11 protein-coding genes and 1 tRNA gene are annotated in these 12753 nt (G+C 71.5%); 8 read left to right on the forward strand and 4 right to left on the reverse strand.

Features of this window, described 5'->3' with window-relative positions; translation table 11 throughout:
* Window positions 1-52: 52 nt before the first annotated feature.
* Complete coding sequence (locus ACZ4M8_RS17915) at window positions 53-517, reverse strand: RidA family protein (RefSeq protein WP_399087740.1); 465 nt, start codon at window positions 515-517, stop codon at window positions 53-55.
* Window positions 514-672, reverse strand: coding sequence for a DUF4177 domain-containing protein (locus ACZ4M8_RS17920; protein WP_003967454.1), 159 nt, complete (start codon window positions 670-672; stop codon window positions 514-516). The genes ACZ4M8_RS17915 and ACZ4M8_RS17920 overlap by 4 nt, the downstream gene beginning before the upstream one ends.
* 430 nt (window positions 673-1102) lie before the next feature.
* Here ACZ4M8_RS17920 and bagA point away from each other — a divergent pair, with 430 nt between their 5' ends.
* Together bagA and bagB are read left to right on the forward strand one after the other, a co-directional pair.
* A complete protein-coding gene (gene bagA, locus ACZ4M8_RS17925; RefSeq protein WP_467608314.1) occupies window positions 1103-2125 on the forward strand; it encodes an ATPase BagA in 1023 nt (340 codons plus the stop codon).
* Window positions 2122-3492: an ATPase BagB gene (bagB, locus tag ACZ4M8_RS17930; protein ID WP_467608316.1), complete on the forward strand. Its 1371-nt coding sequence runs from the start codon at window positions 2122-2124 to the stop codon at window positions 3490-3492. Before bagA ends, bagB begins: the two co-directional genes overlap by 4 nt.
* Window positions 3493-3668: 176 nt before the next feature.
* Here the strand turns inward: bagB and ACZ4M8_RS17935 are convergent, their stop codons facing one another.
* Window positions 3669-4010, reverse strand: a complete 342-nt coding sequence (locus tag ACZ4M8_RS17935; RefSeq protein ID WP_467608318.1) for a WhiB family transcriptional regulator — start codon at window positions 4008-4010, stop codon at window positions 3669-3671.
* A gap of 395 nt (window positions 4011-4405) precedes the next feature.
* On the opposite strand from ACZ4M8_RS17935, the gene ACZ4M8_RS17940 reads away from it, so the two are divergent.
* Complete coding sequence (locus ACZ4M8_RS17940) at window positions 4406-6601, forward strand: transglycosylase domain-containing protein (RefSeq protein ID WP_467608321.1); 2196 nt, start codon at window positions 4406-4408, stop codon at window positions 6599-6601.
* 94 nt (window positions 6602-6695) lie between these two features.
* On the opposite strand, the gene ACZ4M8_RS17945 is transcribed toward ACZ4M8_RS17940, so the two are convergent.
* Complete coding sequence (locus ACZ4M8_RS17945; protein ID WP_467608323.1) at window positions 6696-7160, reverse strand: GatB/YqeY domain-containing protein; 465 nt, start codon at window positions 7158-7160, stop codon at window positions 6696-6698.
* A 141-nt stretch (window positions 7161-7301) separates the two neighbouring features.
* On the opposite strand from ACZ4M8_RS17945, the gene ACZ4M8_RS17950 reads away from it, so the two are divergent.
* The 5 genes from ACZ4M8_RS17950 to ACZ4M8_RS17970 all read left to right on the forward strand — a co-directional run bounded on the left by ACZ4M8_RS17950 (window position 7302) and on the right by ACZ4M8_RS17970 (window position 12698).
* Complete coding sequence (locus ACZ4M8_RS17950) at window positions 7302-8228, forward strand: metallophosphoesterase (RefSeq protein ID WP_467608324.1); 927 nt, start codon at window positions 7302-7304, stop codon at window positions 8226-8228.
* A gap of 107 nt (window positions 8229-8335) precedes the next feature.
* Window positions 8336-8409: transfer RNA gene (locus ACZ4M8_RS17955), tRNA-Pro, on the forward strand.
* A gap of 908 nt (window positions 8410-9317) precedes the next feature.
* Window positions 9318-10913 (forward strand): aldehyde dehydrogenase family protein, encoded by a 1596-nt coding sequence (locus ACZ4M8_RS17960; RefSeq protein WP_467608327.1) that lies wholly within the window; start codon window positions 9318-9320, stop codon window positions 10911-10913.
* Window positions 10914-11017: 104 nt separating this feature from the next.
* Window positions 11018-11317 carry a trypco2 family protein gene (locus ACZ4M8_RS17965; protein WP_467608328.1) on the forward strand — a complete coding sequence of 100 codons (300 nt, stop codon included), beginning with the start codon at window positions 11018-11020 and terminating at the stop codon, window positions 11315-11317.
* Between the two features lie 109 nt (window positions 11318-11426).
* Window positions 11427-12698: a S1 family peptidase gene (locus ACZ4M8_RS17970; RefSeq protein WP_467609138.1), complete on the forward strand. Its 1272-nt coding sequence runs from the start codon at window positions 11427-11429 to the stop codon at window positions 12696-12698.
* Window positions 12699-12753: the final 55 nt, after the last annotated feature.

The following is a 12753-nucleotide window of genomic DNA, read 5'->3' on the forward strand; positions in this document are numbered from 1 at the left end:
TCCGGCCCGCGCCAGCTCACCGGTGCGGGCCGGACGACCGGCGTACGGACCGCTACTCCGCGATCTCGACCTGGATCTCGACCTCGACGGGCGCGTCGACGGGCAGCACCGCCACGCCGACCGCGGACCGGGCGTGCACGCCCTTGTCGCCGAGGATCTCGCCGAGCAGCTCACTGGCGCCGTTGACGACCCCGGGCTGTCCGGTGAAGTCGGGCGCGGAGGCGACGAAGCCGACGACCTTCACGACCCGCTGGATCCGGTCCAGGTCGCCGAGGACGGACTTCACCGCGGCCAGCGCGTTGAGCGCGCAGACCGCGGCCAGTTCCTTGGCCGCCTCGGGCGTGACCTCGGCGCCGACCTTCCCGGTGGCGGGCAGGGCACCGTCCACCATCGGCAGCTGGCCGGAGGTGAAGATGTGGTTCCCGGAGCGCACCGCGGGCTGGTACGCGGCCAGCGGCGGCACGACCTCGGGGAGCTTCAGCCCCAGCTCCGCGATCCTCGCCTCGACGGCGCTCACGCCTTCTCCCGCTTCAGGTAGGCCACCAGCTGTTCGGGGTTGTTCGGGCCCGGAACGACCTGGACCAGCTCCCAGCCGTCCTCGCCCCAGGTGTCCAGAATCTGCTTCGTCGCGTGTACGAGAAGCGGCACGGTAGCGTATTCCCACTTGGTCATGGAGCGAGCGTAATGCCTGCCGGGACGGCCTCTCACGCCGCCGCCCCCGGCTGTCCGCCCTCCGCCGGGGAGGGCGGGGCCGGACGGGCCGGACCGCGCCCTTCCGCTCTTCCTCACCGCCCGCCGCCCGGCCCCTGCGGCGGGCCGGGCAGGCGAGGGGAGGGCGGCCCCCGCCTCCACTCCGGCGAAGGCGGCGAACCATTGCCACGCGTCACCGGCCGCGCCCGGAAATTCCCCGCCTCCCCCCGGCCTCTCGGCAGCGAGACCCCGCTCGACGGGGGAAGACTCCGCCGGCACCTCGTCCGTCCCTTCGTCACACACGGTGAGGGTGAGCGTGACGGTGCGGGCCGACCCCCTAGGGGGCATCCCCGGGGCGGGTCCGGGGTCGTCCCGTGCGTAGCCGCGGCGGGGACTGGTTAGGCTCCTTGACGTGAGCAGGCTCCATGTCGTCAGCGGCAAGGGCGGCACCGGCAAGACCACGGTCGCCGCCGCACTCGCCCTTGCCCTGGCCACCGAAGGCCGCCGGACCCTCCTGGTCGAGGTCGAGGGCCGGCAGGGCATCGCCCAGGTCTTCGAGACCGAGGCGCTGCCGTACGAGGAACGCAAGATCGCCGTGGCGCCGGGGCCGGACGGCGCGTCGGCCGGTGACGCGGCCCGCGGCGGACGCCGCCCCGGTGAGGTGCACGCCCTCGCCATCGACGCCGAGCGCGCACTGCTGGACTACCTCCAGATGTTCTACAAGCTCGGCAGCGCAGGCCGCGCCCTGAAGAAGCTCGGCGCGATCGACTTCGCCACCACCATCGCCCCGGGCCTGCGGGACGTCCTGCTGACCGGCAAGGCGTGCGAGGCGGTGCGCCGCAAGGACAAGCAGGGCCGGTACGTCTACGACGCGGTGGTCATGGACGCCCCGCCCACCGGCCGCATCACCCGCTTCCTGAACGTCAACGACGAGGTCGCGGGGCTGGCCAAGATGGGCCCGATCCACAATCAGGCCCAAGCCGTCATGCGGGTGCTGAAGTCCCCCGAGACCGCCGTGCACATGGTGACGCTCCTGGAGGAGATGCCGGTCCAGGAGACGGCGGACGGTATCGCGGAGCTGCGCGCCGCCGGGCTTCCGGTCGGCGGCATCGTCATCAACATGACCCGCCCCGCCGTCCTCGGCACCGGCGATCTCGACATCGCCGCCCGGGGCGCCCGCGCGGGCGTCGCCAAGGCGCTCTCCCAGGCGGGGCTGGGCGGGGCGCGCCGCGGCGGGCTGGCCGAGCGGCTGATCGATCCGCTGCTGGAGCAGGCCCGTGAGCACGCCGAGCGCGTCGATCTGGAGCGCGCCGAGCACGCCGAGCTGACCGCGCTCGGCCTGCCCACCTACGAGCTGGAGCTGCTCCCCGAGGGAGTGGACCTCGCCGGTCTCTACCGCCTGGCGAGAGACCTGCGGAGACAGGGGCCCATATGACCGCCGACGATCCGACGCTGGACGCCCCGGCCCCGTGGCTGGAGGTCGACGCGCTGCTCGACGATCCGGCCACCCGCATCGTGGTGTGCTGCGGCTCCGGCGGCGTCGGCAAGACCACCACGGCCGCGGCGCTGGGCGTGCGTGCCGCGGAGCGCGGGCGCCGGGCCGTCGTCCTGACCATCGACCCGGCCCGGCGGCTCGCCCAGTCCATGGGCATCTCCGAGCTGGACAACGTCCCCCGCCAGGTCAAGGGCGTCGATGGTGCGGCCGGCGGCGAGCTGCACGCGATGATGCTGGACATGAAGCGCACCTTCGACGAGATCGTCGAGGGCCACGCGGACGCCGGCCGGGCCCGCGCCATCCTGGAGAACCCCTTCTACCAGTCCCTGTCGGCCGGTTTCGCCGGTACGCAGGAGTACATGGCCATGGAGAAGCTCGGCCAGCTCCGCGCCCGCGACGAGTGGGACCTGATCATCGTCGATACCCCGCCCAGCCGCTCCGCGCTGGATTTCCTGGACGCGCCCAAGCGTCTCGGGTCGTTCCTGGACGGCAAGTTCATCCGGGTGCTGATGGCTCCGGCGAAGGTCGGCGGCCGGGCCGGGATGAAGTTCCTCAACGCCGGTATGTCGATGATGACCGGCACCCTCAGCAAGCTGATGGGCGGTCAACTACTGCGCGATGTGCAGACGTTCGTCGCCGCGATGGACACGATGTTCGGCGGTTTCCGCACCCGTGCGGACGCCACGTACCGGCTCCTCCAGGCTCCCGGCACGGCGTTCCTGGTGGTCGCCGCCCCGGAGCGGGACGCGCTGCGGGAGGCGGCGTACTTCGTGGAGCGGCTGGCGGCCGAGCGGATGCCGCTGGCCGGCCTCGTGCTGAACCGTGTGCACGGCAGTGGCGCGGCGACACTGAGCGCGGAGCGGGCGCTGGCCGCCGCCGAGACGTTGACGGACCGCGCCGCGGAGGAGAGCGAGGGGGCGCCGGAGTGCGGCGCGGAGCCCGCCGCTCCCTCCGGGGCGGACCCGGAAGCGGCGGAAAATCTTGGCGCGGACGGCATTGTGGATCAGGGCGGCGGGAAGGCTGCCTCCGGTACCGCCGACGGCCCCTCTCCCACCCTGGCGGCGCCTCCCGCGTCTCCCGCGGTCTCCGCCGAACACCTCGCCGCCGGACTTCTGCGCCTGCACGCCGAGCGCATGCAGGTCCTCGACCGTGAACGCCGCACGCGGGATCGTTTCACCGCACTGCATCCGGAGGTCCCGGTCGCCGAGATCGCCGCGCTCCCCGGTGACGTCCACGACCTCGACGGTCTGCGGCTGATCGGCGACCGTCTCGCCCTCGACCCCGCGCACACCGACGCCCCCGACTGACACCACTTTCCCAGCCGCTCCACCGCGCACGGCCCGGTGGTTCGGCCCATCGCATCCGCTCCTCGCACCAGGCACGTTGCCGCCGTACGGGCAGGGCGGACGTACTGCCGGGGCATGCACTCGCGATCCGGCTGGTGTTCTGACGCCTCGCCGGTCCGGTTCCCCGGGCGGATCGGTCAGCTGACCGCCGCGTAGGTGTCGCAGCTCTCGTCCTCGCACTCCACGGGCAGCATGCCGGTGCTGCGCTCGTACTCGGTGCGTGCCGTCTCCAGCAGACGCCGCCAGGACGTCACGGTCGGACGGCGGCGCAGCAGCGCACGGCGCTCGCGCTCGGTCATACCGCCCCAGACGCCGAACTCCACCCGGTTGTCCAGGGCGTCGGCGAGGCATTCGGTGCGTACCGGACATCCGGTGCACACGGCCTTGGCCCGGTTCTGGGCCGCCCCCTGGACGAAGAGTTCGTCCGGGTCGGTGGTGCGGCAGGCTGCTTGTGCGTTCCAGTCGGTTACCCAGCTCATGCTGGCGCCGTCCTCTCCCGAATCGAGGCTCCCCCACGGCGGCGAACGGCATATTCACCGTCGCCAGTTGAGGACGTTACGGAAGGCAGGCAGGGCGCAACACCCCCTTCGGGCCCAATCTTGAATGGTCCTAACGGACTATGCGTACGCGGCAGATCACCCAACGGAGTGAGCGAGCGGCATACATCGCTTTTCTCGCATCGCGGGGCAGGTCGCCGGGTACATACCGGAATTCCGGCGATACGAGCGGATGTTCGGGGCGCGGCCTCGTGCGCGGGCGGACGGGAGGGGAAGGACGGGCACGCTGGGGCGGGAAGCTCCGCTGTGACAGATGTGAAACAGCGTAGGCGAACAGTTGCGCCCCTGTCCGGCGATTGAGAACGTAGGGTGTCCTCATGGGTAAGAAGCGCGACGGCAGGGGTCTGAGCAAGACCCAGCAGGCCGCGAGATTCCTGGGCGTCAGCGTGCTGGCCGGAGCCGTTCTCGCGGGTCTCGCCCTTCCCGCCGCCGGAGCACTGGGCCTGACGGCCAAGGGCACCGTCGAAGGGTTCGACGAGATCCCCTCGGACCTCAAGGCGCCACCACTGAGCGAACGCACCATCGTGCAGGACGCCAACGGTACCGAGATCGCCAAGATCTACTCCCGGGACCGCACGGTCGTGGACCTCAAGGACATGTCGCCGTACATCCAGAAGGCGATCGTCGCGATCGAGGACGCCCGCTTCTACGAGCACGGCGCGGTCGACATGAAGGGCATCCTGCGCGCGGTCAACAAGAACGCGCAGTCCGGCGGCGTCTCCGAGGGCGCCTCGACGCTCACGCAGCAGTACGTGAAGAACGTCTTCATCGAGGAAGCCGGGAACGACCCCGACAAGGTCGCGCAGGCCACGCAGCAGACCATCGGCCGCAAGATCAAGGAACTGAAGTACGCGATCCAGGTGGAGAAGGAGCTCGGCAAGCGCAAGATCCTGCAGAACTACCTCAACATCACCTTCTTCGGGCAGCAGGCGTACGGCGTCGAGGCCGCCAGCCAGCGGTACTTCAGCAAGTCGGCCAAGGACCTCGGTCTCGGTGAGGCGGCGCTGCTCGCCGGTCTCGTGCAGTCCCCGACGCGCTACGACCCGCTCAACAACCGCGACGAGGCCACCCGCCGCCGCAACACCGTGCTCCAGCGGATGGCCGACCTGAAGGACATCACACAGGCGCAGGCGGACGAGGCGGCGAAGCAGCCGATCGAACTGGCCGTCAGCCGGCCCAAGAGCGGCTGCATCACCGCGACCGAAGGCGCCGGTTTCTTCTGCGACTACGTCCGTAACGTCTTCCTCAACGACAAGACGTTCGGCAAGACCGCCAAGGCCCGCGCGAAGCGGTGGAACCAGGGCGGTCTGACCATCCGGACCACCTTGGACCCGCAGACCCAGAAGTCCGTCCAGGCGTCGATAGGCGGTCACGTCTACAGCGCCGACCAGGTCGCCAGCGCCGCGACCATCGTGGAGCCCGGCACCGGCAAGATCCTCGGCATGGGCCAGTCCCGCCCCTACGGGTTCGGCAAGAACGAAACGGTGATGAACCTCTCCGTCAACCACGACATGGGCGGCGGCGCCGGCTACCAGCCCGGTTCGACGTTCAAGCCGCTGGTCGCCGCCGCCGCGCTGGATCAGGGCATGAGCCCGTACCAGGAGTACTCGTCGCCGTACCGGATGCAGTACCCGAGCCCGGTGCAGACCTGCAACGGTGAGTGGCAGGGGCACGACGCGACGCAGAACGAGAACAGGTCGGAGGTCGGCCCGTACGCGATGAAGGAGGCGACCGCGAAGTCGGTCAACACCTACTTCGTGCAGCTGATCAGCGATATGGGCATCTGCCCGGCGGTCAAGATGATCGACAAGCTGGGGATCGAGCGGGCCGACGGCAAGCCGATCCAGGAAGTGCCGTCGATGACGCTCGGCGTCCAGGAGATGTCGCCGCTGACCATGGCCGCGGCGTACGCCGCCTTCGCCAACAACGGCACGTACTGCACGCCCGTCGCGATCGCCTCGATCACCGACGCGAACGGCAAGCCGATGCCCGTCCCGCAGACCGACTGCAAGCCGGCGATGTCCGAGAACACCGCCAAGACGATAAACGCCCTGCTCAAGGGCGTGGTCGAGGACGGTACGGGTAAGGAGGCCGGCCTCCAGGGCCGCGACAGCGCGGGCAAGACCGGCACCAGCGACAGCCGCTACGCCGCCTGGTTCGTGGGCTACACCCCGAACATGGCCGGCGCCGTGTGGGTCGGCGACCCGATGCACAAGCGGAAGATGTTCAACATCACCATCGGCGGCACCTTCCACGACAAGGTCTACGGCGCGGACACCCCCGGCCCCATCTGGCGCGACGCGATGAACGGCGCCCTCGCCGGACGTCCGGCACCGGGCCTGCCGACGGTCCAGATCGACGATCCCGGCGACGACCGGCCGGCGGACGACGGCAAGGGCAAGGGGAAGGGCGGCGGCAAGGGCAAGCCGGGGAAGCCGGGCAACGGCCACGGCAAGCCCGGCGGCGGCTGGCACTTCCCCGACATACTGGGCCGCCTCCAGCAGCACCACTGAGGCCCGCGTACGCACGCCGAAGAGGGGCGCCCTCCCCGCTGGGAGGGCGCCCCTTCGGCGTGCGTACGGGGCGCGGCCGGACCGCGCGCCCGGTCTACTCCGCCAGCAGCTTCTTGACGACCGCGGCGACCCGGCCGCCGTCGGCCCGGCCCGCCACCTTCGGGTTGACGATCTTCATGACGGCGCCCATGGCGCGCGGTCCCTCGGCGCCGTGGCCCACGGCCTCCGCCACCGCGGCGGCCACCAGGCTCTCCAGCTCCTCATCGGTCAGCGGCTTGGGCAGGTAGCCGGCGAGGACCTCGCCCTCGGCCCGCTCCCGCTCGGCCTGCTCACCGCGTCCGCCCTTGTCGAACGCCTCCGCGGCCTCGCGGCGCTTCTTCGCCTCCCGGCCGATGATCTTCTCGACCTCGGCGTCGGACAGCTCGCGCGCCTCCTTGCCCGCGACCTCTTCCTTGTTGATGGCGGTCAGCGTGAGGCGGAGGGTCGAGGAGCGCAGCTCGTCGCGCGCCTTGATCGCGACGGTGAGGTCATCCTGGAGCTTGGACTTGAGCGTGGTCATGCCGTCGAGTATGCCCGCCCCCACCGGCGACCGCCGCGCCTTTTCCCCCGCCCGCGCCCCGGCCCGCCCCCGTGAACAGCCGGAACGCCGTACGCGACCGGGCCCGGCGCTCCCGGCCCGCCGCTCTGCGACGATGGAACCATGCGCGCGCGATACGGAGTTCCCCTGTCCCTGACCGCAGTCGGCGCGGCCGGCCTGGCCTACGCCGCCGGCTTCGAGGTCCGCTCGTTCCGCCTGCGGCGCGTCACCGTGCCCGTACTGCCCCGCGGTATGCGGCCGTTGCGCGTCCTGCAGGTCTCCGACATCCACATGGTGAGTGGTCAGCGCAAGAAGCGGCACTGGCTGCAGTCGCTGGCCGGGCTCCGCCCCGACTTCGTGATCAACACCGGGGACAACCTCTCCGACCCCGAGGGCGTCCCCGAGGTCCTCGACGCCCTCGGCCCCCTGATGGAGTTCCCGGGCGCCTACGTCTTCGGCTCCAACGACTACTACGGCCCCAAGCTGCGCAACCCGGCCCGCTACCTGATCGAGAAGGTCCAGGGACGCCACGGGCTGAACGGCAACGCGCCCGCCGTCGGCGTCGTCCACAACCCGTGGGAGGAGTTGCGCGACGCGTTCGACACCGCCGGGTGGGTCGGCCTGTCCAACACCCGAGGCCGGCTGAAGCTGGAGGGCATCGAGATCGCCCTGACCGGCCTGGACGACCCGCACATCAAGCGGGACCGCTACGCCGAGGTGGCCGGCGGCCCCGAGTCCGGCGCCGATCTCTCCCTGGCCGTCGTCCACGCGCCGTACCTGCGCTCCCTGGACGCCTTCACCGCCGACGGCTACCCGCTGATCATCGCCGGGCACACCCACGGCGGTCAGCTCTGCATCCCCTTCTACGGGGCGCTCGTCACCAACTGCGATCTCGACACCGACCGGGTGAAGGGCCTGTCCACCCACACCACCGGCGGCCGGACGTCCTTCCTGCACGTCTCCGCGGGCTGCGGCACCAACCGCTACACCCCGGTCCGCTTCGCCTGCCCGCCCGAGGCCACTCTCCTCACCCTCACCGCCAAGGAGTGACCCGCCGCGCCTTGCCCACCGGCCCCCGGGCGAGGCGCCCCGCGGTCGGCTCCCGGGAGCGGATTTCACCTCTGGGGATCAGTCCGCTAAAGTAGAGCTCGTTGCTTCGGGGTGTAGCGCAGCTTGGCAGCGCGCCTCGTTCGGGACGAGGAGGTCGTGGGTTCAAATCCCGCCACCCCGACTGAAGGAACAGATCAGGGCCCCGGTCCGCGAAAGCGGATCGGGGCCCTGGCGCATTTCCGGAGAACCTGCGGGAGGAATCCCGGAAAGGGCTCCTCCGCCCCGTCCGATTCCGGCTCTCCCGGCGGGGCCGCCGAGCGTGTGGCGTATGTCTCATGCTGTTTTCCCGGCGCTCCTTCCGGTTTCCGCCGGGTGGCCCCGCTGGAGTCGCGGGCAAGGCGGGCCGGGTCGGCGACGCGTCTGCGAGTGCGGGTGTTCTGACCGGTCGTACGGGTGCGGCATCGGCGGCGGGGGCAGGCCGTCGCCGCCGGTCCTGGACGGTGGCCGGGGCTCCGAATTCGCGTCGTCGGGGCGGGGGCGGCGGCGCGACCGGCGTGAGCGGACCGGATGCGGGGGCGCTGCCCCGCGCGGCGCCTGCCCCGCTGTTCGCCGAAGGCAGGCCACAGGCGTTCTCCCTGGCCGGCGCCGACGGGGAGAGGAGGTCCGTGCCGGTCGCGTCCGCCCGTTCGTTTTGAATTCCCTTTCTCCATAAGGGAGTTCCCGGAAAAATACTGCGAGCCCTCTCGCGTGCCGCACGTCACACCATCGGTGCTGGTGCGGAAGTTCGGTCAGAATTACACCTGTTCCCGTAGCGGGATCATCCGGCAGTAATCGGCGCAAGGGGTTGCCGGAGGCTTTCAGTGGAACGTCGGGGGCTTTCACCGAACAGGCGTCCAGTCTGTGAAATGGACTAGTGATATTTCCCGTCAACAGTTCTAGGGTGATCAGCGCGGTGGCCGGCTTCGGCGCCGGCTCATCCATGCTGACCAGGCCGTCTCCGCGGCCTGAGGAGTGCGGACCGTAGCGAAACAATTCCCCCGTAACCGCCGCCGGGCACAGTCCTTGCGGCACTCCGCCAAGGAGTGGGTCATGCGTACATATCGAGTCCATATCGCGGGCGAGGAACTCGACGGCAAAGGTTTCGTCCATGTTCCGAATGCTTCGACTTTCCTCACCGATCCGCTGTCCGTACTGACGCGCAAGGGCGAACTGGACGCCGGAGAAAATCCCGCCGCCCAGGAGCCCACCATGGCGGGCCGTGTCGCGATGGCCACCGATGAGCAGATACATCAGGCGCTCCGCGCCGCCCGCGAGGCACAGCCGGTCTGGGCGGCGGCCCCGCTGGCGCGGCGCATCTCCCTGATGGCCGCCTTCCGACAGGCCGTTCTCGACAACTTCGACGAACTGGTCGAACTGCTCGGCCAGGAAGGTCATCCGCCGCGGCTGGCCCGCTGGGAGCTGTCCGGCATCATCCACTCCGCCGCGCCCGAGAGTCTGGAGCGGCTGGCCTCGCTGATGGAGAGCCGGGGCACGACCGGGGACCGGGAGGTCCGGCTGATCCGGAAGGCCGACGGGGTGGTCTGCCTCAGTCCGCCGAAGAACGCGGCGCTGAGCAACGGCTGCATGGGGCTGTGGGCGCTGGTCGCGGGCAACGCGCTCGTCGTGGGCGCCCCGCGCAGTGCGCCCCTCGGCGTCGCCCACATCTACCAGCGCATCGTCGCGCCGATCCTGGAGTCGCTCGGCGCCCCGCCCGGCATCCTCAGCGTGGTGTGCGCCCCCACCGCGGGTCTGCTCGCCACGTGGCTGGAGAGCGACGACGTCGACGACATCTACTACTTCGGCTCCGCCGAGCGCGGGCGTCAGGTCGGCATCGATTGCTTCACCCGCGGCAAGAAGCCCGTCCTGGAACTGTCCGGCAACGACGGCGCCCTCGTCTGGCGGGACGCCGAGACCGACCTGGCCGCCCGCGCGCTGGCCGAGTGCTTCCACGGCGCCGGGCAGATCTGCATGGTGCCCCGCTACGCCCTCGCGCACCCCGACATCGCCGATCAGCTCCTCGGGCAGCTGGCCGAGGAGGCCCGCGCGGTGCGCCCAGGGCTGCCGGACGATCCCGAGGTCGTGACCAGCCCGGTGCTGCGGAAGGCGGAGTTCCTGGCCGCGGTGGAGCAGTGCACCGACGCCGGCGCCACCGTCGTCACCGGCGGATACATGACGGGGCTCGACGGCACGCCCGACCCCGACGGCTTCTTCGCCGCGCCGACGGTGGTACGTATCGACGGGCTCGCCGCCGCGCGGGAGTTGACGGCCGTCACGGAGGAGACGTTCTTCCCGCTGATGTGCGTGGTGGTGCCGACCCCGGAGGAGGCCGCCGCACCGACGCCGTTGCTCGACCAGGCGATCGGCTTCCTCAACCGGAACGCCTACGGTCTGCGCAACTCCCTGTGGGCGCAGGACCCCGAGGTCATCGAGGAGGTCGTCAGCCGGTTGTCCAACGGCGGTCTGCTGAAGATCAACGACTCGCACACCGGCTTCGTCGCCCAGCTGCCCACCCACGGCGGCACCGGCCTGACCAGCGGTCCGTTCGGGGAAGGGGCCCTGCCCAGCCTGCACACCAGCCATCTGCAGGGCGTCAGCATCGCCACCGGTGTCACGCCCCGCTCGGCCGTCTTCGACCTCGGCGTCTGACGGCGCCCGCCGTACCGGCCCGTGCCCGGCCTCCGGGGCCAGGGCACGGGCCGGTTGCCTATCCATGGCGTCAACACGCGGGGTTCTACGGGAGGTTGACGTCCATGACGGAGATCGGCATCGCCGAGGCGCTCACGGCACTGCGGCAGGAGCTGGCCGTGGCGGTGGCCGAGGGGGACGGGGAGGAGATCCGGTTCGGGGTCGAGTCGGTCACTCTCGACATGAAGGTGGAGCTGAAGAAGAGCAAGGGCGTCGGCGCCGGTATCAAGTGGGTGGCCAGCGTCGACGGCGAGGCGTCCTCCGAGCACACCACCACCCACACCGTCTCGCTCCAGCTCTCGGTCCGTACCGCGGCGGGGGAACCGCTGCCGGCGCGGGCGCCCGCCGGGGAACGGGACCAGTAGCGGGCCGCGTCGCCAGGAGGGCGGGGCCGGGCCGGGCCCCGTGAGGGAACGAGCGGGGGTGCGGCAGGTGCGGGACGCCACACTGAGCAGGGTGGTCCGGATCGCGACGGTGACGAACTCGGCTCCCAGGTTCGCCGGTTCGGGATTTCTGCCGGCCGGCGGGTTGGTGCTCACGGCTGATCACGTCGTCCCGGAGGCGCCCTGTGCGATCGCCGTCCGGTCCGACGGCGCGGCAGCGCCCTGCACCTCCGTACGGTCGGTGGTCCGTTACCCGGAGCGTGACCTGGCGCTGCTGGTGCTCGACCGGGAGCACGCGCCGCTGCCGCCCGCCGTGCTGCGGGCTCTGCACCGGGGCCTGAACCCGGTGGAGGCGACGGGGGTCGGATTCCCGGCATTCCAGAAGGATGCTGCCGCCCGGGGACGAGATGACGGGGGACGCCCCGAGGTGTTCACCGCGCTCTCCGGTGAGGTGCGGGTCTTCCGGCAGTTCGTCCGGCATCTGGCCCGGCTCGTGTCCGGTCTCGACCCGCAGAAGCGCACGCTGATGGCGACGTTCTGCCGGAGGTGGCTGGCCGGGCACGCCCAGCGGCTGGACCCGCTGCTGCTCGGTCCGTACGAGGGCGGGCGGGGCACCCTCACCGCCATGGCCCGCCGGGCACCGTGGCGGGAGTCCCTCGACGAGCTGTACGGGGCGGTGACGGCGCCCGGGGCGGATCCCCGGCCGTCGGCGGTGTTGCTGAGCACGCTGCTGCGGGCCTTCGCGGGGACGCCCGCGCTGCCCGCACTGGTCCGCGAGACGCTGTTCTGGTTGGAGCAGCACTGCCGGCAGGAGGCGGCGGGCCGGGTCCTGATCCGGCTGTTCACGCTGAAGGGCGGGCTCACCGAGGACCAGGGGCGCGCGGCGCGTGCGCACGCGCTGGCCTGGCTGGAGTCCAACGGCTCCCGGGGCAGGGCCCGTTACGTCGCCGAACCACTGCTGCGGCACCCGGACCTCACCCCGGCGGAGGACGCGTACGCCCGCCGGTGGTGGACGGCTCCTCCCGGGAGCGAAGCCGTACGCGACCGGGAGGGCCCGCCCGTACCGGCCCGGCAGCGGCAGCTCGACCAGCGGGCCGACGCCGCGCTGAGCGCCCTCGGCCGGGCGCGGCGCAAGGGCGACCGCAGCGCCCCCCCCCGGGTGCCGGTGGAGGCCGGCCATGAGGGGGTGGCGCAGGCGCTCGCCGCGCTGGAGGCGTCCCGCGGCGGCACCCCTGCTGAGAACCGGACGCTCCGGAGCATCCTGGGCCAGGAGCTGACGCTGCCCGGCCGCTGCTCCGGCGGGCCGTCGCCCTCACCCTGGAATGGCTCGACCGGCACCCCGTCGAGCGCACCCACACGCTGATCGGCCCGCTCGTCCGCAGCGACCGCCTGACCGTCGCCCAGGCCAGGGCGGCGAC

This window comes from Streptomyces sp. NPDC027185 (assembly GCF_055567035.1).

Bases quoted from the DNA above. Each gene is read 5' to 3' on its own strand.
- ACZ4M8_RS17965 (WP_467608328.1), top strand. From the start codon at position 11,018: ATGACGGAGATCGGCATCGCCGAGGCGCTCACGGCACTGCGGCAGGAG.
- ACZ4M8_RS17950 (WP_467608324.1), top strand. From the start codon at position 7,302: ATGCGCGCGCGATACGGAGTTCCCCTGTCCCTGACCGCAGTCGGCGCG.
- ACZ4M8_RS17920 (WP_003967454.1), bottom strand. From the start codon at position 672: ATGACCAAGTGGGAATACGCTACCGTGCCGCTTCTCGTACACGCGACG.
- ACZ4M8_RS17935 (WP_467608318.1), bottom strand. From the start codon at position 4,010: ATGAGCTGGGTAACCGACTGGAACGCACAAGCAGCCTGCCGCACCACC.
- ACZ4M8_RS17960 (WP_467608327.1), top strand. From the start codon at position 9,318: ATGCGTACATATCGAGTCCATATCGCGGGCGAGGAACTCGACGGCAAA.
- bagB (WP_467608316.1), top strand. From the start codon at position 2,122: ATGACCGCCGACGATCCGACGCTGGACGCCCCGGCCCCGTGGCTGGAG.
- ACZ4M8_RS17940 (WP_467608321.1), top strand. From the start codon at position 4,406: ATGGGTAAGAAGCGCGACGGCAGGGGTCTGAGCAAGACCCAGCAGGCC.
- ACZ4M8_RS17945 (WP_467608323.1), bottom strand. From the start codon at position 7,160: ATGACCACGCTCAAGTCCAAGCTCCAGGATGACCTCACCGTCGCGATC.